Here is a 21,148-nt window from a genome sequence, read left to right on the forward strand (position 1 = left end):
CCCGTACTTCCGATGGCTGGCTGGTGGGTCCCCGCACGACTCGATCGACGTGATCGGCACAAGGACACAAAGGTGCCAAAGGACGAGTCTAAAGGTCGCTGGGGGTCTGAGGAGCCCGTGGGCCGCCTGGCGAGATACCGCGCAGGGTTACTGCGTGAGGTAGGCCGGGGCGGCGACGGGCAGGATAAATCGGAACCGGGCCCCGCCACCGGGGCCGCGGCCCACCGTGATGGTGCCGCCGTGGGCCTCCACGATGCCCTTGACGATGTACAGGCCCAGGCCGGTGCCGCCGCGCTTGCTCCCCCGCCAGAAGCGGGTGAAGACGCGGCCCATCGACTCCTCGGGGATCCCGGGGCCTTCGTCGGTCACGGTGACGGCGGTTCCCTTCTCGTGCGGCGACACGTCGATGGTGACCGTTCCGTCACCGTGGCGCACCGCATTTTCGAGGAGGTTGCCGAGGATCTGGTCGATCTTGTCGGGGTCGGCCCAGCAGTCGGGCAGGGGACGGACGACCCGGACGAGGAAGCGTTCGGGTGCCTGGCCGTTGGCGGTGAGGGCCTGGACGTGCCGGCCCACGGCTGCGGCGAGGTCCACCGGCTGGCGGCGGACCTCCAGGCGTCCGGAGTCGATGCGGGAGATGTCGAGGAGTTCGGCGATCAGCCGGGTGACGCGGTTCGCGTCGGCGTCGACGGTCTCCAGCATCAGCCGCTTCTGGTCGTCGGTGAACCGCTCCCACTTGGCGAGCAGGGTCGCGGTGAACCCCTTCACGGAGGTCAGGGGGGAACGCAGCTCGTGGGCGACGGTCGCGATCAGCTCGGCGTGGCTGCGCTCGGTGCGCCGGCGGGCCTCGGTGCCGCGCAGGGTGACGACGAGGCGGCTGAGGGGGCCGGTCGGGTGGGTGCGCACGTAGCGGGCGGAGACGAGCACCTCGCGGCCGCCGGGCAGCAGCAGGTTGCGCTCGGGCTGTCCGCGCCGGGTGGCGAGGCCCCCGTAGGGGTCGGTCAGCGCCCACCAGCGGCGGCCTTCGAGGTCCTCCAGGGGCAGCGCGCGGTCGATGCGGCTGCCGAGGGCCTGGCGGGGGTCGGTGGCCGTCATCCGGGCGGCGGCCCGGTTGAAGCAGATGACCCGGCCGGCGTGGTCGGCGACGACGAGCCCGTCGGGCAGGTCGTCGGGGTCCAGGCCGTACCCGGCCGCCGCGCCGCTCACGTCCCCGGCGCGCGGGGCGCTGCCCTGGTGGGGTACACCGGGCAGGCCGGCGGGGGCGGCGGCGTCCGGGCCGTGGGGTCCGGGGGCGTCCCCGGCCTCGGCCGCGTCCGCGGCTCCCGCGGCCCCCGGCGGGCTGTTCGTACCGACGGTCATGTCCCCGTACCCCACATCTCCGAGTACCGCAGTGGGCCCCCGGGCGGTCACATTACTAGCTGGGGGTCACGGAGCGGCACCCTCCGGGCGCCCGCTGTGCACGCGCGGACGCGTAGAGACACACGGCGGCGGCCGTCGCGAGGTTCAGGCTCTCCGCCTTGCCGTGGATCGGTACCCGTACCACGGCGTCCGCAAGCGCCCTGGTCTCCTCGGGCAGGCCCCAGGCCTCGTTGCCGAAGACCCAGGCCGAGGGACCGCCCATGGTGCCCGCGTCCAGCTCGGCGTCGAGGTCGTCCTGGCCGGCCCCGTCGGCCGCGAGGATCCGTACGCCGGCCGCCCGCAGCCCGTCCACGGCCTGCTCGACCGGTACGCCGACGGCGACGGGGAGGTGGAAGAGGGAGCCGACGGAGGCCCGTACGGACTTGGGGTTGTACAGGTCCACGGAGGCGTCGGTGAGCACCACCGCGTCGGCGCCGGCGGCGTCCGCGCAGCGCAGCACCGTACCGGCGTTCCCGGGGTCGCGGACGTGCGCGAGGACGGCCACCAGCCTGGGCCCGGCCTTGAGGATCTCCTCGAAGGGGGAGTCGAGGAAGTGGCAGACGCCGACGAGGCCCTGCGGGGTGACGGTCTGCGAGACCTCGGCGAGCACCTCGTCGGAGGCGTAGTGCACGCGGGCCCCGGAGAGCAGCGCGGCCTCGACGATGTCGGCATAGCGCTCGGCGGCCTCGACGGTGGCGAACAGCTCGATCAGGGTCGGTCCCTGGGCCCCGCGGTGCTCGACGGCCTCGCGGACGGCCTGCGGGCCCTCGGCGATGAACCGGCGCTCCTTGGTGCGGAAGTTGCGCCGCGCCAGGCGCCTGGCGGCGGCCACCCGCGGGGATCGGGGGGAGATCAGCTCGTCGGGGTAGCCCATGGGTCTCAGCGGTTCTCTCTACGGGGGTCCGGGCGGGGAAAGCACGCGGACCCGCAGGCGAGAAGCCTGCGGGTCCGCGGGTGCCGGCCGCGTGGCGCGGCCGGCGAGGCTTTAGGCAGCGGCCTTCGGCGCGTTGACGTCGGCCGGGAGGGCCTTCTGCGCGACCTCGACGAGGGCGGCGAACGCGTTGGCGTCGTTGACGGCCAGCTCCGCGAGGATCTTGCGGTCCACCTCGATGTTGGCGGCCTTCAGACCCTGGATGAGGCGGTTGTACGTCATGCCGTTCTGGCGGGCAGCGGCGTTGATGCGCTGGATCCACAGCTGACGGAAGTCGCCCTTGCGCTTCTTGCGGTCGTTGAAGTTGTAGACCAGCGAGTGGGTGACCTGCTCCTTGGCCTTGCGGTACAGGCGCGAACGCTGACCGCGGTAGCCGGAGGCCGCCTCGAGGATCGCCCGGCGCTTCTTGTGGGCGTTTACTGCCCGCTTGACGCGTGCCACTTTTTAACTCCTTGTAGCGGGGCCGTGGTTGTCTTCACACGGCCCGAATTCGATGGGGTCCCGGTCTTGACGTCCCGCTCCCGGCACGGGAGCGGAGGACGTCACTTGCCGAGAAGCTTCTTGATCTTCGCGGCGTCGCCGGGGGCCATCTCCGCGGTGCCGGTCAGGCGGCGGGTGACACGGGACGACTTGTGCTCGAGCAGGTGGCGCTTGCCGGCGCGCTCACGGAGCACCTTGCCGGAGCCGGTGATCTTGAAGCGCTTCTTGGAACCGCTGTGCGTCTTGTTCTTCGGCATAGCGCCGTTATCTCCTCGTCGGTAACGCTCCCACCGGTCCGGAACGGGACCGGCTTACGGGAGCGTCATGTTGTGTCGATGATCCGGGACGGGCTGCCCCGGAATCAGGCCTCGGCGTTCGCCTCAGCAGAGGGAGCCTCGTCGGAGGCGACCTCGGTGGTCTCCGCCTCGACGGCGGCGGTCTCCTCGGAAGGAGCCTCCTCGTCACCGGCGACGACACCCTGGCGCTCGGCCTTGCGGGCGGCCTGCGCCTCGCGGGCTTCGGCCATCGCCTCGGTCTTCTTCTTGTGCGGACCGAGGACCATGATCATGTTTCGGCCGTCCTGCTTCGGGTTCGACTCGATGAACCCGAGGTCCTCGACGTCCGAAGCGAGGCGCTGCAGCAGTCGGTAGCCGAGTTCCGGCCGGGACTGCTCGCGACCACGGAACATGATCGTGATCTTGACCTTGTCGCCCTGCTTGAGGAACCGAACGACGTGACCCTTCTTGGTGTCATAGTCGTGCGGGTCGATCTTCGGCCGGAGCTTCATTTCCTTGATGACCGTGTGCGCCTGGTTCTTGCGCGCCTCACGGGCCTTCATGGCCGACTCGTACTTGAACTTGCCGTAGTCCATGAGCTTGCAGACCGGCGGGCGTGCGGACGCCGCGACCTCGACCAGGTCGAGGTCGTACTCCTGCGCCAGCTCAAGCGCCTTGGCAAGCGGCACGATGCCGACCTGCTCGCCGCTGGGACCGACGAGTCGTACCTCGGGAACGCGAATCCGGTCGTTGATGCGGGGCTCGGTGCTGATGGATCCTCCTCGGTAGCACCACACGGCTGTCTGGCAGACAGCCGCTGACGTCATTTGTCGTCAGACCTACCGCGGCGGAGAATGAAAAAAGCCCCGCCGGGCACAGGCAGGGGCTCCAAAACAACCGGAGCACCGCCGCGTGCGAACCGCGGGGCGCAGACTCGGGCAGCTTTCCATCGTCCGTACGGAACGATGGATGCCACCTGACCGGATGACCTGCCTCCCCGAAGGGTGGTCAGGTGGGAGGGAGCCTCCACTTGTGGGCCGGGCACACAGGTGTCCGGCCGGTCGAAGTACATACTAGCACCCGCGTTGCAAGCCCGCCGCACGGCATATCGTGGGGCGTATGACTGACGCGACGCCCTCCGATTCCACTTCCGTCTCCCCCGGCCCCTCCGACGCCCCCGACTACGACGAGATGACCCGCGACATCGCGGACGTCCCCGCCGTCGAGGTCATCACCACGGTGGCCGTCCACCTGCTGAGCGCCGCGGCGGTCAACCTGGGACTGGACAAGCCGGACTCGGAGCACAAGGACCTCGACGAGGCCCGCAAGCTGATCAACGCCCTCGCGGGCCTGGTCACGGCGAGCGCCACCGAGATCAGCTCCTTCCACGCGGCTCCGCTGCGCGACGGCCTGAAGTCGCTCCAGCTGGCGTTCCGCGAGGCGTCGATCGTCCCGGACGAGCCGGGCCAGGGGCCGGGCGAGAAGTTCACCGGTCCCGTGTACGCCTGATCCGCCCCGTTCCCCCGCGTTCCCCACGTTTCCGCACGGGCGAGGGCCCGGGCTCCTGGAAGGTTCCAGGGGCCCGGGCCCTCTCTCGTTCCCTGTGCGGAGCGGCCGGCGGCACTGGTGCCGTGGCCGGGAAGGTGTGCCGGCGGCCCTTTCCGGTCACGGCACTAGGGCCTGTCGTCAAACTCCCGTCGTCGCCCGGAGGGCGGCCCTGCGGCGTCTGGTGCGTGCTCTCGGTGCGCCGGGCGGAAGCCCGCGTACTGGACGTACTTGGCTTTCGCCCGGTGCGGCGAGAGCGCGTGCCAGGCGTCGCGGGGCAGACGGGAGTTTGACGACAGGCCCTAGCGGCTGAAGAGCGGTTCGCCCGGCGGTACGGGCCCCTGCTGCGGGAGCAGCGCCAGGTCCAGGCCCCGTACGAGCCTGCCGCGCAGGGTTTCGTCGGCGGCGAGCGCCCCGGCCACCCGGCGGGCGGCGGCCGAAGCCCGCTCGCGGTCCTCGTCGGAGAGCACGACGGCGAGGGTGCCGTCGGAGCCGGGGCCGCCGGGGACCAGGTGGGCGCGGAGCACGGCGGGCTCGGCCGCCACGGCGGCCCGTACGGCCTCGCGCACGGCGGGGTCGGCCAGCGGGTCCGCGTCGGTGCGGCCCTCGGCGAGCGCGAGCAGAGCGGAGCCGGTGAGCTGGTACGGGACGGGGCCGGCGAGGTCGACGACGATCGTGTCGGCCTTCTCGTGCGCGGCGGCGGCGAGGGCCTGGTGCAGCGGGACGGCCACGGGCCGGGCCGCCGGGTCCCACAGGGCGAGCGAGGCGATCGAGGTGAAGGCGGGCAGGGCCCGCCGGTTCCCCGCCGTGAGGGTGGGGACGGCCATGTCGCTGGTCTTCTCGCGCTTCAGGCCGGTCTCGGGGTCGGTCTCGACCTCGCCGAGCATCGCCACGACGGGCACCAGCAGGCGGGCGTCCTTCAGGGCCGCGAGCACCTGCGGTTCGGCCGCCCGGTCCGCCGCCCAGGCGGCCAGGGCCGCGCTCAGCCGGGGATCGGCGGTGCCGTCGTCGTCGGAGAAACCGGGATCGGGAATGTTCTTGGTCGCCACAGTTACCCGAGCCTATCCCGCCGTGCGGTGCGCGGGCGCCGGGCCAGGACGCCGGCCACCCCGAGCAGGGCGATCCCCGCGACGGCGGCGGCCGGGGCGCCGAGCCGGGCGGGCCGCTCGGCGGGGCGGACCGGCTCGGGGCCGGGACCGAACCAGTGGCCCGCGGCCGGGACGGGGGACGGCACCGGCGCCTCGGGGCGCAGTGCGTCGGCGGCCTGGAGGGCGGCGACGGGGTCCACGGTGCCGTGCCCGCGGGCGTCGTCGCGGCCGCCGGCCGGGCCGTCGGCGGCGGTGTCCTCCAGCAGCTTCTTGACCTGGGCCGGGGAGAGGTCCGGGTGGGCGGCCTTGACCAGGGCCGCGGCTCCGGACACGAAGGCGGCGGCGGCGCTGGTGCCCCAGCCCTCGTAGTAGGAGCGGTCCGGGTCGGCGATGACCACGTCGACGCCGGGGGCGCTGACGGTGGCGTACCAGTGCCGGGTGGAGAAGGGTGCCTTGTGGCCCTGCCGGTCGACGGCCGCGACGGCGATGACGCCGGGGTAGGCGGCGGGGTAGGAGGTGTGGTCTCCGCGCTCGCCGCCGTTGCCCGCGGAGGCGACGACGACGACGCCCTTGCCGAGGGCGTACTGGACGGCCTCGTCCTCGGCGGATTCGTGGTGGGCGGAGTCGCTGTCGTCGCCGAGCGACAGGTTGATCACGTCGGCGCCGTGGTCGGCGGCCCAGCGGATGCCCTCGGCGAGGGCGCCGGACTTGGCGTCGCGGGCCCGGGCGCGGCCGGGGTCGCCCTCTTCGAGGATCACCCGGACCGGCAGGATCTTCGCCTGCGGGGCGATGCCGAGGACGCCCTGGCCGCGGTGGGGGCCGTGGCCGCGGCCCGCGATGATGCTGGCCATCGCCGTGCCGTGCCGGGCCCAGGCGCGGTCGCCCCGGCCGGCGCCCATGCCGACGAGGTCGGTGCCGTCGAGGACCTGGCCGGCGAGGTCGGGGTGGGTGGAGTCCACGCCGGTGTCGAGGACGGCGACGGTGACGCCGTCGCCCTGGGTGGTGCCCCAGGCCTCCTCGGCGCGCAGGGCGAGCAGGCCCCACTGGCGGTCGCGGATGGTGTCGGCGGCGGCGGGGTGCCCGGCGGTGGCGGCGAGCAGGGCGGCCAGGACCACGACTCCGGCCGCGCGGACGGTCAGCCGGGCGGCCGTACGGGGGCCGCGCGCTCGGGGGGTGGGCGGGGTGGTGGGGGTGGGGGTCATCGGGCGGCCGTCGCGGTGGGTGGGGGCGTGGAGGCGGGCGGGGCCGCGAGGGTGGCCAGGCCGCGCTCGAAGCGGGCCGCGAGGGCCTTGGCCTCGTGACCGAGGCCCGCTTCGGCGACGACCCCGGTCGCGCCCTGGGCCGCCGCCTCCTCGGCGGGGACGGGCGCGTCCATGCTGCGGCCGTCGGCGAAGGCGGAGACGGTGTAGACGAGGACCGGGGCCCCGGCGACGACGGCGGTGCTCCAGGCGGCGCGGCGGGTGTCGGCGTACGCGTAGGCGGGCGGGGCCGGCAGGCGGCCGCGGAGGCCGTCCATGGTGGCGGAGTCGGCGGGGGTGAAGACCAGGCCGACGGTGATCAGGGAGCTGCGGGTGGAGTCGGTGTAGGTGGCGCGGAGTACGCGGGTGCAGCCGGCGGCGGCGAGCGCGGCCCGCCAGTCGGGGGCGAGGGCGGCCCCGCAGTCCGCGTCGGGCGCCAGCGCGGTCCGGGTCCAGCTGCGGGCGGCTCCGCCCGGACCGGCTTCGGGTCCGTCGAGCACGGGCGGGAACAGGCTGTCGACGGGGGCGGACCGCCACAGCGAGGCGGCCTGGCGGTAGGCGGCGTCCGGGGGCAACGGCCGGTGCGCGGCGCGGTGTTCGCTCCAGGCGGTGGCGGCGGCTCCGGCGAGCAGGCCGGTGCCGAGGAGGGCGCTCAGGACGGCGGCGGCGACGTGGCCGGGGCGGCGCGGCGGGCGGGCCTCGGGTGCGGGCCGGGGGTGGGGCTCGGGCTCGGGCGGGCCGGGCTCGCCGAGGAACGCGGCCTGTGGTGTCGACGTGGTCATCCGGCGGCTCCGCCCCCCGTTCCGTACGGCTGCCTGCCCGTACTCTACGGGGCCCGCGCCCCGGCGGGGACGGGGAAGGGTGCGGCCACCGCGCCCCGCGCCGGGGCCTACCCACCGGTAGAGGCGTCTGGCAAGCTGCCGGGCATGACTTCCGACCGGGCCCGGTACGACCGGGCGACGGCGCACCTCGAAGCGCCGCTGGCCATCGTCGACCTCGACGCGTTCGACGCCAACGCCGACGACCTCGTGCGCCGGGCGGGCGGGAAGCCGGTCCGCGTCGCGAGCAAGTCCGTGCGCTGCCGGGCGCTCCTCGAACGGGTCCTGGCGCGGCCCGGGTTCGCCGGGATCATGTCGTACACCCTCGCCGAGTCGCTGTGGCTGGCCCGGTCCGGCTTCGAGGACGTGCTGCTCGCCTACCCGTCTGCGGACCGGGCGGCCTTCGCGGAGCTCGCCGGGGACCCGAAGCTGGCGGAGGCCGTGACCGTGATGGTCGACGATCCCGCGCAGCTGGAACTGATCGACCGGGCGCGGGACGGCGGGTCGCAGGAGATCCGGGTCTGCCTGGAGCTGGACACCGCGCTGCACCTGCTCGGCGGCCGGGTGCGCGTCGGGGCGCGGCGCTCGCCGCTGCGGGAACCGGAGCAACTGGCCGGGCTGGCGCGGGCGGTCGCGGCGCGGCCCGGGTTCCGTGTGGTGGGGCTGATGGGCTACGAGGGGCACGTCGCCGGGGTCGGGGACGCGCTGGCCGGGCGGCCGGTGCGGTCGCGGATGATCCGGCTGATGCAGGGCGCGGCCCGCAAGGAGCTGGCGGCGCGGCGGGCCGAGGCGGTGCGGGCGGTCCGGTCGGTGGTGCCGGACCTGGAGTTCGTCAACGGCGGCGGCACGGGGAGCGTGCAGCAGACGGCCGCGGAGGAGGCGGTGACGGAGATCGCCGCCGGGTCGGGGCTGTACGTGCCGCGGCTGTTCGACAACTACACCTCGTTCCGGGGCCGGCCCGCGGCGCTGTTCGCGCAGCCGGTGGTGCGCCGGCCGGGGGTGGGCGTGGTGACGGTGCTCGGCGGGGGCTATCCGGCGTCGGGGGCTCCGGGTGCGGACCGGCTGCCGGTGCCGTACCTGCCGGAGGGGCTGCGCTACGACCCCCAGGAGGGGGCGGGCGAGGTGCAGACGCCGTTGCTGGGGAGCCCGGCGGACGATCTGCTGATCGGGGACCGGGTGTGGTTCCGGCACGCCAAGGCCGGTGAACTGTGCGAGCGGTTCGAGGCCCTGCACCTGGTCGAGGGCGACCGGGTGACGGCCACCGCCCCGACGTACCGGGGCGAGGGCCGCACCTTCCTGTAGCGGGCGCGCCGGCGGCGGGTGCGCCGGCAGGACGTGCGCGGTCACGGCACTAGAAGACGGTGTCCGTCTGGTCGGGGATGACGCCGCCGTCGCCCCGGCGGACGGGTCCGGGGGTTCCGTCGTGGTCGACGTAGCCCGTCGTGGAGCAGGGGTAGGGGCTGGTCTTGCGGGACTTCGGGTCGATGAACATCGGGTTCACGATCCACTTGCCGTCGCCGTTGTCGTAGGCCCGGCACATGAGCTCGTTCTTGTTGCGGTTGACGACCAGGCGCAGGGCGGTCGCGTCGCGCAGGAAGGAGATGTCGGTGTCGGAGTCACCGGCGGCGAATACCTGTCGGCTGGCCGCGGGCTGGACCTTCTCGGCGGCCGCGCCGCGGACGCCGAAGACCTCCTTGTTGATCCAGCAGCGCTTGCCGTCGATGTAGGTGATCATCGTGTCGGCGCCGTCCTCGACGGTTCCGCAGCCCTGGAGGTGCGGGGTGAACGTGCCGCCGCGGGTGGTGGTGTTGCGTATGCCGATGACGCGGTCGGCGCCGATGCCGACGCCCCGGGCCCAGACCTCGACGACCGGCTGTGGTGAGGCGGAGCTGATCCAGACGTCGAAGCCGGCCCGTCGGAGCTGTGCGACGAGGTCCTTCTGCTGGTCGTAGTAGCGGACCCAGCCGGTGGCGGTGCCGGTGCCGACCCGCTGCGTGGCGCCGACGGGCGCGGCGAGGTTCTCGGTGCGGGCGGCGGCCGCGAAGCCGCGTACCTCGCGTGCGGTCCAGCCCTGCATCAGCTGGGGCAGCCAGGCGTACGCGGGTTCGGTGGTGCGGCGGTCCCAGCCGGCGAAGGCGGCGGCTCCGGTGCGGGTGGCGGCGGTGCCGTAGACGGCGTTGATCTCGTCGGCGCAGGCCGCGCCCGCCGGGGTGCCGGTGGGCAGGGGGGTGCCGGGGCGGGCGAGGGGGCCGCAGGCCGCGGCGAGGGCCCGGGCGGCCGCCGGGGTGAGGTGGCGGCTGGTGGTGGCCCAGTTCCCGCCGGCGGGCTGGCGGATCTTCCCGTTGCGCAGCAGCCAGAACATGGTGGCGTCGCCGACGTCGTTCTTGACGACGGTGTTGTCCCAGTCGAAGACGGCGACGGGCTTGGCGCGGCCCGGGCGGTGCGGGCCGCAGCTGCCGTACCGGTCGATGAGCTGCTGGAGCCGGGCCTGGTTGTCGCCGTACCAGCCGGCCGCGAGCTTCGGGGTGGTGCAGTGCGCGGCGGGGCGGGCCGCGTGGGCGGCGGGCCCGGCGGCGAGGAGGCCGCCGGCGGCCGCGACGGCGGCGGCGAGGGCCTGGAGGCGCCGGGTGGTGCCGGTTCTGGTCACGGGGTGGACGCTCCTGATTCCGGTGAAGGTCGTCGGGGACGGTGGAGCACGACAGCCGGGCGTCGTGCGACGCCCGGCTGTCGGGAGGTGCGGTACGGGTGGACGCCCGGGGCGGCGTCCGGTGGGGCGGGCTACAGGGGGGTGACGTAGGCGCCGGCGATGCCGCCGTCGACGAGGAAGTCGGTGGCGTTGACGAAGGAGGAGTCGTCGCTGGCGAGGAAGGCCACGGCGGCGGCGATCTCGGTGGGTTCGGCGAACCGGCCGAGCGGGATGTGCACGAGGCGGCGGGCGGCGCGCTCGGGGTCCTTGGCGAAGAGTTCCTGGAGGAGGGGGGTGTTGACCGGGCCGGGGCACAGGGCGTTCACGCGGATGCCCTCGCGGGCGAACTGCACGCCGAGTTCGCGGGACATGGCGAGGACGCCGCCCTTGGAGGCGGTGTAGGAGATCTGGGAGGTGGCCGCGCCCATGATGGCGACGAAGGAGGCGGTGTTGATGATGGAGCCGCGGCCCTGGCGCTGCATGTAGGGCAGGGCGGCCTTGCAGCACAGGTAGACGGAGGTGAGGTTGACGTCCTGGACGCGGCGCCAGGCGTCGAGTTCGGTGGTGAGGATGGAGTCGTCGTCGGGGGGCGAGATGCCCGCGTTGTTGAAGGCGATGTCGACGGAGCCGTAGGTGTCGTAGGCCGTCTTGAAGAGGGCGTCGACCTGTTCCTTGTCGGTGACGTCCACCTGGACGAAGGTGCCGCCGACCTCTTCGGCGGCGGCCTTGCCGGCGGCCGGGTCGATGTCGGCGCAGACGACGTTGGCGCCTTCGGAGGCCAGTCGGCGGGCGGTGGCCAGGCCGATGCCGCTGCCGGCTCCGGTGATGACGGCGGTGCGGCCGACGAGGCGGCGGCAGATGATCTCTTCGTTCGACATGCTGGTCAGGCCTCCGTGCTGATGAAGACGTTCTTGGTTTCGGTGAAAGCGGTGAGGGCGTCGGGTCCGAGCTCGCGGCCGAGGCCGGACTGCTTGTATCCGCCGAAGGGGGTCCAGTAGCGGACGCTGCTGTGGGAGTTGACGGAGAGGTTGCCGGCGGCGACGGCGCGCGAGACGCGCAGGGCGCGGCCGACGTCGCGGGTCCAGAGGGAGCCGGAGAGGCCGTACTCGGTCGCGTTGGCCAGGCGTACGGCGTCCTCCTCGTCCTCGAAGGGGAGGACGACCGCGACCGGCCCGAAGACCTCCTCGACGGCGACGGGCGCCGTGGGGGCGACGTCGGTGACGAGGGTGGGCGGGTACCAGAAGCCGGGGCCCTCGGGGGCGGTGCCGCGGACGGCGGTGAGGTCGTCGGTGACGTACGCGCGGACGCGGTCGAGTTGCGCGCGGGAGATGAGCGGGCCCATCTGGGTCTTGTCGTCGAGCGGGTCGCCGACGCGGACGGACTCGACGGCGGGGGTGACGAGCGCGAGGAAGCGGTCGTAGACGGAGCGCTGGACGAGGATCCGGGTGCGGGCGCAGCAGTCCTGGCCGGTGTTGTCGAGGAAGGCCATGGGGGCGGCCGCCGCGGCGGCTTCGAGGTCGGCGTCGGCGAAGACGATGTTGGGGCTCTTGCCGCCGAGTTCGAGGGTGACGCGCTTCACCCGGTCGGCGCACTTGGACATGATCTGCTTGCCGACGCGGGTGGAGCCGGTGAAGACGATCTTCGCGATTCCGGGGTGCTCGACCAGTGCGTCTCCGGTGACCGCTCCGTGGCCGGGGAGGACCTGGAAGAGGTGCTCGGGGATCCCGGCTTCGAGGGCGAGTTCGGCGAGGCGCAGGGCGGTGAGCGGGGTGGTTTCGGCGGGCTTGAGGATGACGGCGTTGCCCGCGGCGAGGGCGGGGGCCAGGCCCCAGGCGGCGATCGGCATGGGGAAGTTCCAGGGGGCGATCACGCCGATGACGCCGAGGGGTTCGAGGAAGGTGACGTCGATGCCGCCCGCGACCGGGATCTGGCGGCCGGAGAGGCGTTCGACTCCCCCGGCGGCGAAGTCGAGCAGGTCGCGGACGTTGCCCGCTTCCCAGCGGGCGTTGCCGAGGGTGTGGCCGGCCTCGCGGACCTCCAGGAGGGCGAGTTCCTCGACGTGCGCGTCGACGGCCGCGGCGAAGCGGCGCAGGACTCTGGCCCGGTCCGCGGGGGCGGCGGCGGCCCAGCCGCGCTGGGCGGCGGCGGCTCTCAGGACGGCCGCGTCGACGTCGTCCCGTGTGGCGGCCGGGACGGTGGCGACGACCTCCTCGGTGGCCGGGTTCAGCACGGTCAGGTGGACGGGGGCCCGCTCGTCGGACACGTGGTGCCTCTCTGGTTCTTCGGGTGGGGCGGTGCGTGGGGTGCGGCCGTTACAGGCGTTCGAAGGAGCGGCGCAGCTCCCAGTCGGTGACGGCGGAGTCGTAGGCGTCGAGTTCGACGCGGGCCATGTTGCGGTAGTGGGCGACGACTTCGGGGCCGAAGGCGGCCTTGGCGATCTCGCTGTTCTCCCAGAGTTCCGCGGCCTCGCGCAGGGTCGCGGGGACGTGCGCGTAGTCGGCGGTGTAGGCGTTGCCCGGACAGGACTCGGGGAGTTCCAGGCGGTTCTCGATGCCGTAGAGGCCGGCCGCGACCAGGCCGGCGACGGCGAGGTAGGGGTTGACGTCGCCGCCGGGGAGGCGGTTCTCGAAGCGCATGGAGCGGCCGTGGCCGACGACGCGCAGGGCGCAGGTCCGGTTGTCGACGCCCCAGGCGACGGCGGTCGGGGCGAAGGATCCCGGGCGGAAACGCTTGTACGAGTTGATGTTCGGGGCGTAGAGAAGGGAGAAGTCGCGCAGCGCGGCCAGCTGGCCGGCCAGGAAATGACGCATCACGGGTGACATGCCGTGTTCCTGGCCGTGTCCGTCGCCGGCCATGGCGTTGTGCCCGTCGGCGTCGGCCAGGGAGAGGTGGATGTGGCAGGAGTTGCCCTCGCGCTCGTCGTACTTGGCCATGAAGGTGAGCGAGACGCCCTCCTGGGCGGCGATCTCCTTGGCTCCGGTCTTGTAGACGGAGTGCTGGTCGCAGGTGGTGAGCGCCTCGTCGTAGCGGAAGGCGATCTCGTGCTGGCCGAGGTTGCACTCGCCCTTGGCGGACTCGACGACGAGCCCGGCGGCCTGCATCTCGTTGCGGATGCGCCGCAGGAGGGGTTCGACGCGGCCCGTGCCGAGCACGGAGTAGTCGATGTTGTACTGGTTGGCGGGGGTCAGGCCGCGGTAGTTGGCGTTCCAGGCCTGCTCGTAGGTGTCCTGGAAGACCATGAACTCCAGCTCGGTGCCGACCATCGCGGTGTAGCCCTGTTCGGCGAGGCGTTCCAGCTGGTGGCGCAGGATCTGCCGGGGGGCGGCGACCACGGGCGTGCCATCGCTCCAGGCCAGGTCGGCGAGGAGGAAGGCGCTGCCGGGGTTCCAGGGGATGCGGCGCAGGGTGGCGAGGTCGGGGTGCATGGCGAAGTCGCCGTAGCCCCGGTCCCAGGAGGACATCTCGTACCCGTCGACGGTGTTCATGTCGGTGTCGACGGCGAGGAGGTAGTTGCAGCCCTCGGTGCCGTGGGCGAGGACCTCGTCGAGGAAGAACTGTGCGGCGAACCGCTTGCCCTGGAGCCGCCCCTGCATGTCGGGGAAGGCCAGGACGACTGTGTCGATCTCACCGCTGGCGACGAGGGCACGGAGCTCCTCGGGCGCGAGCGGCGGCTTGCGGTCTACCACTGGAATCTCTCCTTCGGTGAGCCGAGTGCGCCTAAGGTATTGAACAGAACCATTGCTTGGGAAGGGGAGGAGCCGAGATGACCGACACGGCGAGCGAGGACGGCGCGATCGCGCGGCTGAATCCCGTGCTGCGGCAGGTGCGGGCGGGCAACGGTTTCGAGGAGGCGCTGGAGCAGATCCTCCAGGTGGTCCGGCTGGGTCTGGTGCCGGGCGGGGAACGGCTTCCGCCGGAGCGGGAACTGGCCGAGCGGATGGGGATCAGCCGGGTGACCCTGCGCGAGGTGCTGAAGGTGCTCCAGGACCAGGGCCTGGTAGAGGCCCGGCGCGGCCGGTACGGCGGAACGTTTGTGCTGGCCCGCCCGGACACCCCGGCGAGCGGCGCCGAGGAGGAGCTGCGGCGGCGGGTCGCCGGTGTGGACATCGAGGACGCGCTGCGGTTCCGCGAGGTGCTGGAGGTGGGCGCGGCCGGGCTGTGCGCCGCGCACGGGCTGACCGAGGAGGGCTCCGAGCGGCTGCTCCGCGCCCTGGCGGCCACCCACGACGCCCCGCTCGCCGACTACCGCCGCCAGGACACCCTCTTCCACCTGACCCTGTGCGAGCTGGCGGGCTCCCCCACGCTGACGGCCCAGTACGCGGCCGTCCGCGCGACCGTGAACGACCTGCTCGACTGCATCCCGCTGCTGGTGCGCAACCTGGAGCACTCCCAGCAGCAGCACACGGCGCTGGTGGAGGCGGTGCTGGAGCGCGACGCCGACGGGGCGCGCGAGACGATGCGCGAGCACTGCTGCGGCACGGCGGCCTTGCTGCGCGGGTTCCTCGCGTGAGGGCGGGCTTCCGCGCGAGGGGGCCGGCTTCCCGGCCTCCCCGCGTCCGCCCCGGCGCGCACTCCCCGTGACGAGGGGTCGGCAGCCGGGTGACGGGAGAGGTTTTCGTAACCCCTGTTTAACGCACGGGTCTTGCGCGCTCCACTCACCTGACGCAAAGGTACGCCTCACAACCATTGCCCTAGGCAGGAGCGCACATGGCCGACGACATCGCACCCGTGCCCGTCAAGACACCCCCCGGGTCCGGCTCCGGCTCCCCCGGCGGCGCTGACGCGGAGTACCTGCAACGCCGCACCCTGCGCCGCGGCAGCGCCGGCTGGCTGCTGCTGACCGGACTCGGGGTGGCTTACGTGGTCTCCGGGGACTTCTCCGGCTGGAACGTCGGCCTGGACAAGGGCGGGTTCGGCGGCCTCGCCATCGCCACCGTCCTGATGGGCGTCATGTACGCCTGTCTGGTGTTCTCCCTCGCCGAGCTGTCCACGATCCTCCCGACGGCGGGCGGCGGCTACGGCTTCGCCCGGCGGGCACTGGGCCCCTGGGGCGGCTTCCTGACCGGTACCGCCATCCTGATCGAGTACATCCTGGCCCCGGCGGCGATCGTCATCTTCATCGGTGACTACGTCGAATCCCTGGGCCTGTTCGGGCTCACCTCCAGCTGGCCCGTCTACCTCGGCTGCTTCGTCGTCTTCATCGGCGTCCACCTGTGGGGGGTGGGCGAGGCCCTGCGCTTCAGCCTGGTGGTCACCGCCATCGCCGTCGCCGCGCTGCTGATCTTCGCGATCGGGGCCTTCACCGAGTTCGACGCCTCCTCCCTGAACGACATCGCGGTGGACACCAGCGCGTTCGGCGCCGGCTCCTGGCTGCCCTTCGGCGTCCTCGGGATCTGGGCCGCCTTCCCGTTCGGCATGTGGTTCTTCCTCGGCGTCGAGGGCGTGCCGCTGGCCGCCGAGGAGGCCAAGGACCCCGTCCGCTCCATGCCGAAGGCCCTCGCCATCTCCATGGGCATCCTCGCCCTGCTCGCGCTGATCACCTTCTTCGCCGCGACCGGCGCGCAGGGCGCCGACGCCGTGAGGACCGCCGGCAACCCGCTGGTGGTGGCCCTGGAAGGGGACGGCGGGCCGACCGCGCTGAGCCGGTTCGTCAACTACGCGGGCCTCGCGGGTCTGGTCGCCTCCTTCTTCTCCCTCATCTACGCCGGTTCGCGCCAGCTGTTCGCGCTCTCCCGGGCCGGATACCTGCCGCGGTTCCTGTCGCTCACCTCGAAGCGCAAGGCCCCGTACCTCGGTCTGGTGATTCCCGGTGCGATCGGTTTCGCCCTCGCGGCGTCCACCGGCAACGGCGCCCGCATGCTGAACATCGCCGTGTTCGGCGCGACGATCTCGTACGCGCTGATGGCCCTCTCGCACATCGTGCTGCGCCGCCGCGAGCCCGGCCTGGAGCGCCCGTACCGCACCCCGGGCGGCGTCCTGACCTCGTCCGTCGCCTTCGTGCTGGCCCTGTCGGCGCTGGTCGCCACCTTCCTGGTCGACAAGGACGCGGCGTTCATCGCGGTCGCCGTGTACGCCGTCGCGCTGGCCTACTTCGCCTTCTACAGCCGGCACCGGCTGGTGGCCTCGGCTCCGGAGGAAGAGTTCGCCGCGCTGGCGGAAGCCGAGGCGGAGTTGACCCGCGACTGAAATCCTGGGCCCGACCGGCAGGCCCGGACCGGCCCCGGCAGAACCGTCCGCAGATCCGTCAGCGGGCCCGTCGACGGGCCCCCGACCCCTGAGCCCCACCGTTCGGCACCACCTTCGGAGGTAGAACCGTGCCCAGGCCGCTCATCGGCATCACCACGTACGTGGAGGAATCCACCCGCTACGGCGTGTGGGACCTGCCCACGTCCCTCGTCCCCACCGGGTACCACGAACTCGTCCAGGCGGCGGGCGGCTCGGCCGTGCTGCTGCCCCCGGACGAACCGGGGCGGGCGGCGGAGGTGCTGGAGCGGGTGGACGGCCTGGTCGTCGCGGGCGGACCCGACGTGGACCCGGTCCACTACGGCGCCCCGCGCGACCCGCGCACGGGCGCCCCGGCGACGGTCCGCGACACGTGGGAACTGGCCCTGCTCGCGGCCGCCCTGGAATCCGGCCTGCCGGTCCTGGGCATCTGCCGGGGCATGCAGGCGCTGAACGTCGCCCTGGGCGGCACGCTGGTCCAGCACATCGACGGCCACGTCCACACCCCCGGCGTCACCTCCTGGCACCCGGTCCGGCCGGTCCCGGGCACCCGGTACGGGGCGCTCGTCCCGGAGGAGGCGGACGTACCCACCTACCACCACCAGGCGGTGGACCGCCTGGGCCGGGACCTGCTCGTCTCCGCGTACGCCCTGGACGGCACGGTGGAGGCCATCGAGCTCCCCGCCCCCGGCCCGTGGGTGCTCGGCGTCCAGTGGCACCCGGAACGCGACAAGGACACCCGCGTGATGGCGGCCCTGATCGAAGCGGCCGCCGACCGCTCCGCGCGCACGGACACCCCGGTCCTCACGGGCGCCACCGCCGGCTGACCCGGCCCGCCGGATCACGCGCACCGCCCGCGGGGATCCGGCGGCCGCGCGCCGGACCCGGGCCGGAACCTCCCGCGGGCCGCGGGCCGGGGCCGGAACTACCGGAACTAGGGGCGGGCCCGGGTCAGTGACAGGAGGTCTCGGGCCGGGCCCGCCGGGCGGGAGCCGGTGGGCCACACGGCGCGCAGCGCCCGGTCCAGCCCGGCCCCGGCCACCGGGACCGCCACCAGCCGGCGCCCGGCCAGTTCGTCCCCCAGCGCGAGCTCCGACAGCACGCACGGCCCGGCGCCGCTGACCGCGGCCGCCTTCACGGCCGTGGTCGACGCCAGTTCCAGCAGCGGATCCGCCAGCCCGCCGCAGCCGGCCAGCGCCGCGTCCAGGACCTGCCGGGTGCCCGAGCCCCACTCCCGCAGGATCAGCGGGGTCTGCGCCAGCTCGGCCGCGGACACCGGCCGGGTGCGCCGCGCCCAGGGGTGCGAGGGGGCCACGGCCACCACGAGCCGGTCCTGCGCGATGACCGCCGAGTCCAGTCCCTCCGGCACGGACAGCCCCTCCACGAAGCCGAGGTCCGCGCCGTGCGCGAGGACCCGCTGCGCCACGTCCGCCGAGTTCCCCGCGTACAGGGACACCGCCGTTCCGGGCCGCGCCCCGCGTAGGGCGATCAGCCACCCGGGCAGCAGGTACTCGGCGATGGTCATGCTGGCCGCCACCCGCAGCCGCGAGTCCCGCCGGCCCCGTAGCGCCTGCGCCCCCGCGTCGAAGGCCTCGGCCGCCTCCACGACCCGCCGGGCCCAGTCCGTGACCAGCGCGCCCTCCGCCGTGAGGGTCGACCCGCGCGGGGAGCGGTCCACGAGCGCCACGCCCAGCCGGACCTCCATCGCCCGGATCCGGCTGCTCGCCGCGGGCTGCGTGATGCCCATCCGCCGCGCCGCCCCGCTCAGACTGCCGACGCGCGCGACTTCGAGCAGCAGCTCCAGCGCACCCAGGTCCGGCACGCGGTGCGCAAGCGGAACCCACTCCTCATTACCCATAACATCAGTTTATGGCCTCATAGGGATGCGACCTCTGCCCGCCCGCTCCCGCCGGGGCGACGCTGGACCCATGGCCACCACCCTCGCGCCGACCCGCGCCACCCGCACCACCCGCACCGCCCCCCGGACCCACAAGGTCCCGGCCCTGCGTCACCTCGGCCCCAACTGGTACGCCTCCGTCATGGGCACGGCCATCATCGCCAACGCCGGCGCGACCCTCCCGTACCAGCTCCCCGGCCAGCGCCTGGTCTGCCAGGGCATGTGGGCGCTGTCCGCCCTCGCCCTCGCCGTCCTGCTCACCGCCCGCGCCGGGCACTGGCTCCACCACCGCGACCAGGCCCGGGCCCACCTGCTCGATCCCGCCGTCGCGCCCTTCTACGGCTGCCTGTCGATGGCACTGCTGGCCGTCGGCGCGGGCACCCTGCTCGTCGGCAAGGACCTGATCGGGGAGCCCGCAGCCCTCGCCGCCGACGCCGTGCTGTTCTCCGCCGGAACCGCGATCGGCCTGGTCATGGCCGTCGTGGTGCCCTACCTGATGGTGGTCCGCCACAAGGTCGAGGCCTCCCAGGCCACCCCCGTCTGGCTGCTGCCCGTCGTCGCCCCCATGGTCTCCGCCGCCGTGGGACCCCTGCTGATACCCCACCTGCCCGCGGGCCAGGCCCGCGAGGCGATGCTGCTGGCCTGCTACGCCATGTTCGGCGTCAGCCTGCTGGCCACCCTGCTGCTGCTCCCCCTGGTCTTCGGCCGGCTGATCGTCAGCGGTCCGCTGCCGCTGGCGCTGACCCCCGCGCTGTTCCTCGTACTGGGCCCCCTCGGCCAGTCCACCACCGCCGTGAACCAGCTCGCCGACGTGGCCCACCAGTCCATCCAGGGCCCCTACGCGGCCGCGTTCGGCGCCTTCGCGGTCGTCTACGGGGTCCCCGTCATGGGCTTCGCCCTGCTGTGGCTGGCCCTCGCGTCGGCGATGCTGGTCCGCGCCGCCCGCGCCGGAATGCCCTTCGCGATGACCTGGTGGGCGCTGACCTTCCCCGTCGGCACCTGCGTCACCGGCGCCGCCGGACTGGCCCGCCACACCGGCCTGACCGCCTTCTCCTGGCTGGCCGCGGCCCTCTTCCTCGGACTGCTCACCGCCTGGCTGCTCGCCGCCGGTCACACCCTGCGCGGCCTGTTCAGCGGCCGGCTGCTCGCCGCCCCGCGCTGACCGCCCCCGCGGACGCCCCGGGAGGGATTCAGCGCAGCGCCGCCCGCAGGGCCGCCGCCAGTACCGCCGGAGCCTGCGCCAGCGAGGGCCCGTACCAGGTCAGGTGGCGGCCGCTGAGCAGCGCCGCGGGCAGGCCCGGGAAGGCCTCGGGCCCGTCGTCCGCGGTGAACCGGTAGGGCTCGTCCGGGAGGACCACCAGGTCGCAGCCGCTCGCGGCGAGCTCGGCCGCCGCGACCTTCGGGTACCGCTCGGCGTGCCCGGCGTAGGCGTTGCGGACCCCGAGCCGGGCCAGGAGGTCACCGGCGAAGGTGTCCCGGCCCAGCACCATCCAGGGCCGCCGCCACACCGGTACGAAGGCCGTGAGCTCCCCCACCGGCTCCGCCCGGGCCCAGGCCTCCTCGGCGTCCGCCAGCCACGCGGGCCGCTCCAGCCCCAGCGCCCCCACGAGGACCCGGTCCAGTTCGGCCAGTGCCTGCGGGAGGTCCCGGACCTCGGTGACCAGTACCTCCGCCCCGGCATCGCGCAGCGCCGCCAGGTCCGGGGCCCGGTTCTCCTCCTCGTTGGCGATGACCAGGTCGGGGCGCAGTTCCAGGACGGCCCGTACGTCCGGGTTCTTGGTCCCCCCGATGCGCACCGCGCCCCCGAGGTCCGCCGGGTGCGTGCACCAGTCGGTCACCCCTACCAGCAGGCCCGGCGCACTCACCGCGACCGCCTCGGTCAGCGAGGGCACGAGCGAGACGACGCGCACGGGCTCAGTTCCCGGGCGAGGGGGGCTCGGACGTGGCGTGGATGTGGTCGCCGACCGCCACGACCAGGATCCGGGTGTCCTCGCCGGCGGCCCGCCAGCGGTGGCGCACCCCGCCCGACAGGAAGAGGGCGTCGCCGCTCTCCAGCCGGTACGCCCGCCCCTCGGCCTCCACCTGGCAGGAGCCGGAGACCACGTACATCAGCTCGTCGTTGCGGTGCTGGTACTCCCGTCCGGCGTCCTGCTCCCCGGTGAACTCCAGGGCGTGCAGCTGGTGGTGTCCGCGGACGAGGGGGCGCACACCGGGCACCGGTGTGAGCGCGGATTCGTCGCCCGCCCGTACGAGGTCCACGGTGCGGGCGGTGTCGGAGGCGGCCAGCAGCTCGACGGCAGTGGTCTCCAGGGCGTCGGCGACCCGCTCCAGGGAACGCATGCTGGGGCGGGCCCGCTCGTTCTCTATCTGGCTCAGGAAGGGCACCGACAGGCCGCTGCGGGCCGACACGGCGGCCAGCGTCAGGTGCAGGGCGCGGCGCCGCTTGCGGACGGCCACTCCCACCCGGAGCGGTTCCTTGGAGTCCTTCTCCTTGTCGTTTCCGACGGCGGGCCCGTTCCCGAAGCTCCCGCCGTCCGTGCCGTCCGCGATGTTCCCGTCTTCCTTGTCGT

21 protein-coding genes are annotated in these 21,148 nt (G+C 73.7%); 6 read left to right on the top strand and 15 right to left on the bottom strand.

The window, feature by feature from the left end:
- Positions 1-147 precede the first annotated feature (147 nt).
- The 5 genes from AC07B0_RS29970 to infC all read right to left on the bottom strand — a co-directional run bounded on the left by AC07B0_RS29970 (position 148) and on the right by infC (position 3,881).
- A complete protein-coding gene (locus AC07B0_RS29970; protein ID WP_356880184.1) occupies positions 148-1,359 on the bottom strand; it encodes a sensor histidine kinase in 1,212 nt (403 codons plus the stop codon).
- Between the two features lie 55 nt (positions 1,360-1,414).
- On the bottom strand, positions 1,415-2,272 hold the full coding sequence (locus AC07B0_RS29975; RefSeq protein WP_356880186.1) for a TrmH family RNA methyltransferase: 858 nt from the start codon (positions 2,270-2,272) through the stop codon (positions 1,415-1,417).
- 111 nt (positions 2,273-2,383) lie between these two features.
- A complete protein-coding gene (rplT, locus tag AC07B0_RS29980; protein ID WP_007263143.1) occupies positions 2,384-2,770 on the bottom strand; it encodes a 50S ribosomal protein L20 in 387 nt (128 codons plus the stop codon).
- A gap of 101 nt (positions 2,771-2,871) precedes the next feature.
- Positions 2,872-3,066 carry a 50S ribosomal protein L35 gene (gene rpmI / locus AC07B0_RS29985; RefSeq protein ID WP_030387121.1) on the bottom strand — a complete coding sequence of 65 codons (195 nt, stop codon included), beginning with the start codon at positions 3,064-3,066 and terminating at the stop codon, positions 2,872-2,874.
- Between the two features lie 104 nt (positions 3,067-3,170).
- A complete protein-coding gene (gene infC, locus AC07B0_RS29990) occupies positions 3,171-3,881 on the bottom strand; it encodes a translation initiation factor IF-3 (RefSeq protein WP_356880191.1) in 711 nt (236 codons plus the stop codon).
- Between the two features lie 322 nt (positions 3,882-4,203).
- On the opposite strand from infC, the gene AC07B0_RS29995 reads away from it, so the two are divergent.
- Positions 4,204-4,593, top strand: coding sequence for a DUF1844 domain-containing protein (locus AC07B0_RS29995; RefSeq protein ID WP_356880187.1), 390 nt, complete (start codon positions 4,204-4,206; stop codon positions 4,591-4,593).
- A gap of 338 nt (positions 4,594-4,931) precedes the next feature.
- Here AC07B0_RS29995 and AC07B0_RS30000 read toward each other — a convergent pair whose 3' ends face one another.
- Genes AC07B0_RS30000 through AC07B0_RS30010 form a run of 3 tightly spaced genes read right to left on the bottom strand, consistent with a single transcriptional unit; the run spans position 4,932 to position 7,737 of the window.
- Complete coding sequence (locus AC07B0_RS30000; RefSeq protein ID WP_356881615.1) at positions 4,932-5,678, bottom strand: SseB family protein; 747 nt, start codon at positions 5,676-5,678, stop codon at positions 4,932-4,934.
- 2 nt (positions 5,679-5,680) lie between these two features.
- The gene (gene mycP / locus AC07B0_RS30005; protein ID WP_478899313.1) at positions 5,681-6,919 is read right to left on the bottom strand and encodes a type VII secretion-associated serine protease mycosin; all 1,239 of its coding nucleotides are present in this window, start codon (positions 6,917-6,919) and stop codon (positions 5,681-5,683) included.
- Positions 6,916-7,737 (bottom strand): hypothetical protein, encoded by an 822-nt coding sequence (locus AC07B0_RS30010; protein ID WP_469384855.1) that lies wholly within the window; start codon positions 7,735-7,737, stop codon positions 6,916-6,918. The genes mycP and AC07B0_RS30010 overlap by 4 nt, the downstream gene beginning before the upstream one ends.
- A gap of 144 nt (positions 7,738-7,881) precedes the next feature.
- On the opposite strand from AC07B0_RS30010, the gene AC07B0_RS30015 reads away from it, so the two are divergent.
- Complete coding sequence (locus AC07B0_RS30015) at positions 7,882-9,075, top strand: amino acid deaminase/aldolase (protein ID WP_356881621.1); 1,194 nt, start codon at positions 7,882-7,884, stop codon at positions 9,073-9,075.
- A gap of 49 nt (positions 9,076-9,124) precedes the next feature.
- On the opposite strand, the gene AC07B0_RS30020 is transcribed toward AC07B0_RS30015, so the two are convergent.
- From AC07B0_RS30020 to AC07B0_RS30035, 4 genes are all read right to left on the bottom strand, one after another.
- Positions 9,125-10,420: a haloacid dehalogenase-like hydrolase gene (locus AC07B0_RS30020; protein WP_478899315.1), complete on the bottom strand. Its 1,296-nt coding sequence runs from the start codon at positions 10,418-10,420 to the stop codon at positions 9,125-9,127.
- 131 nt (positions 10,421-10,551) lie between these two features.
- Positions 10,552-11,337: a 3-oxoacyl-ACP reductase gene (locus AC07B0_RS30025; protein WP_356881626.1), complete on the bottom strand. Its 786-nt coding sequence runs from the start codon at positions 11,335-11,337 to the stop codon at positions 10,552-10,554.
- 5 nt (positions 11,338-11,342) lie between these two features.
- Positions 11,343-12,722, bottom strand: coding sequence for an aldehyde dehydrogenase family protein (locus AC07B0_RS30030; RefSeq protein ID WP_478866603.1), 1,380 nt, complete (start codon positions 12,720-12,722; stop codon positions 11,343-11,345).
- Positions 12,723-12,771: 49 nt separating this feature from the next.
- On the bottom strand, positions 12,772-14,145 hold the full coding sequence (locus AC07B0_RS30035; protein WP_356881630.1) for a glutamine synthetase family protein: 1,374 nt from the start codon (positions 14,143-14,145) through the stop codon (positions 12,772-12,774).
- Between the two features lie 77 nt (positions 14,146-14,222).
- Here AC07B0_RS30035 and AC07B0_RS30040 point away from each other — a divergent pair, with 77 nt between their 5' ends.
- The 3 genes from AC07B0_RS30040 (at position 14,223) to AC07B0_RS30050 (ending at position 17,508) form a co-directional block, all read left to right on the top strand.
- Positions 14,223-14,969 carry a FadR/GntR family transcriptional regulator gene (locus tag AC07B0_RS30040; RefSeq protein ID WP_356881631.1) on the top strand — a complete coding sequence of 249 codons (747 nt, stop codon included), beginning with the start codon at positions 14,223-14,225 and terminating at the stop codon, positions 14,967-14,969.
- 197 nt (positions 14,970-15,166) lie between these two features.
- Positions 15,167-16,645: an ethanolamine permease gene (gene eat, locus AC07B0_RS30045; RefSeq protein WP_356881634.1), complete on the top strand. Its 1,479-nt coding sequence runs from the start codon at positions 15,167-15,169 to the stop codon at positions 16,643-16,645.
- 128 nt (positions 16,646-16,773) lie between these two features.
- Positions 16,774-17,508, top strand: coding sequence for a gamma-glutamyl-gamma-aminobutyrate hydrolase family protein (locus tag AC07B0_RS30050; RefSeq protein ID WP_478899316.1), 735 nt, complete (start codon positions 16,774-16,776; stop codon positions 17,506-17,508).
- A 107-nt stretch (positions 17,509-17,615) separates the two neighbouring features.
- Here AC07B0_RS30050 and AC07B0_RS30055 read toward each other — a convergent pair whose 3' ends face one another.
- Complete coding sequence (locus tag AC07B0_RS30055; RefSeq protein WP_356881638.1) at positions 17,616-18,539, bottom strand: LysR family transcriptional regulator; 924 nt, start codon at positions 18,537-18,539, stop codon at positions 17,616-17,618.
- Positions 18,540-18,609: 70 nt separating this feature from the next.
- On the opposite strand from AC07B0_RS30055, the gene AC07B0_RS30060 reads away from it, so the two are divergent.
- Positions 18,610-19,740 (top strand): TDT family transporter, encoded by a 1,131-nt coding sequence (locus tag AC07B0_RS30060; RefSeq protein ID WP_356881640.1) that lies wholly within the window; start codon positions 18,610-18,612, stop codon positions 19,738-19,740.
- A 28-nt stretch (positions 19,741-19,768) separates the two neighbouring features.
- Here AC07B0_RS30060 and AC07B0_RS30065 read toward each other — a convergent pair whose 3' ends face one another.
- Both AC07B0_RS30065 and AC07B0_RS30070 read right to left on the bottom strand, forming a co-directional pair.
- On the bottom strand, positions 19,769-20,488 hold the full coding sequence (locus AC07B0_RS30065) for a helical backbone metal receptor (RefSeq protein ID WP_478899318.1): 720 nt from the start codon (positions 20,486-20,488) through the stop codon (positions 19,769-19,771).
- Between the two features lie 4 nt (positions 20,489-20,492).
- The gene (locus AC07B0_RS30070) at positions 20,493-21,041 is read right to left on the bottom strand and encodes a helix-turn-helix domain-containing protein (protein ID WP_356881697.1); all 549 of its coding nucleotides are present in this window, start codon (positions 21,039-21,041) and stop codon (positions 20,493-20,495) included.
- Positions 21,042-21,148 lie beyond the last annotated feature (107 nt).

The sequence above is a fragment of the Streptomyces sp. NPDC044704 genome (assembly GCF_056433525.1).

What these genes read in the sequence shown, in the direction of transcription:
- AC07B0_RS29970 (WP_356880184.1), bottom strand. Translation starts at nt 1,359, where the DNA reads ATGACCGTCGGTACGAACAGCCCGCCGGGGGCCGCGGGAGCCGCGGAC.
- AC07B0_RS29975 (WP_356880186.1), bottom strand. Translation starts at nt 2,272, where the DNA reads ATGGGCTACCCCGACGAGCTGATCTCCCCCCGATCCCCGCGGGTGGCC.
- rpmI (WP_030387121.1), bottom strand. Translation starts at nt 3,066, where the DNA reads ATGCCGAAGAACAAGACGCACAGCGGTTCCAAGAAGCGCTTCAAGATC.
- AC07B0_RS29995 (WP_356880187.1), top strand. Translation starts at nt 4,204, where the DNA reads ATGACTGACGCGACGCCCTCCGATTCCACTTCCGTCTCCCCCGGCCCC.
- mycP (WP_478899313.1), bottom strand. Translation starts at nt 6,919, where the DNA reads ATGACCCCCACCCCCACCACCCCGCCCACCCCCCGAGCGCGCGGCCCC.
- AC07B0_RS30010 (WP_469384855.1), bottom strand. Translation starts at nt 7,737, where the DNA reads ATGACCACGTCGACACCACAGGCCGCGTTCCTCGGCGAGCCCGGCCCG.
- AC07B0_RS30015 (WP_356881621.1), top strand. Translation starts at nt 7,882, where the DNA reads ATGACTTCCGACCGGGCCCGGTACGACCGGGCGACGGCGCACCTCGAA.
- AC07B0_RS30025 (WP_356881626.1), bottom strand. Translation starts at nt 11,337, where the DNA reads ATGTCGAACGAAGAGATCATCTGCCGCCGCCTCGTCGGCCGCACCGCC.
- AC07B0_RS30040 (WP_356881631.1), top strand. Translation starts at nt 14,223, where the DNA reads ATGACCGACACGGCGAGCGAGGACGGCGCGATCGCGCGGCTGAATCCC.
- eat (WP_356881634.1), top strand. Translation starts at nt 15,167, where the DNA reads ATGGCCGACGACATCGCACCCGTGCCCGTCAAGACACCCCCCGGGTCC.
- AC07B0_RS30055 (WP_356881638.1), bottom strand. Translation starts at nt 18,539, where the DNA reads ATGGGTAATGAGGAGTGGGTTCCGCTTGCGCACCGCGTGCCGGACCTG.
- AC07B0_RS30060 (WP_356881640.1), top strand. Translation starts at nt 18,610, where the DNA reads ATGGCCACCACCCTCGCGCCGACCCGCGCCACCCGCACCACCCGCACC.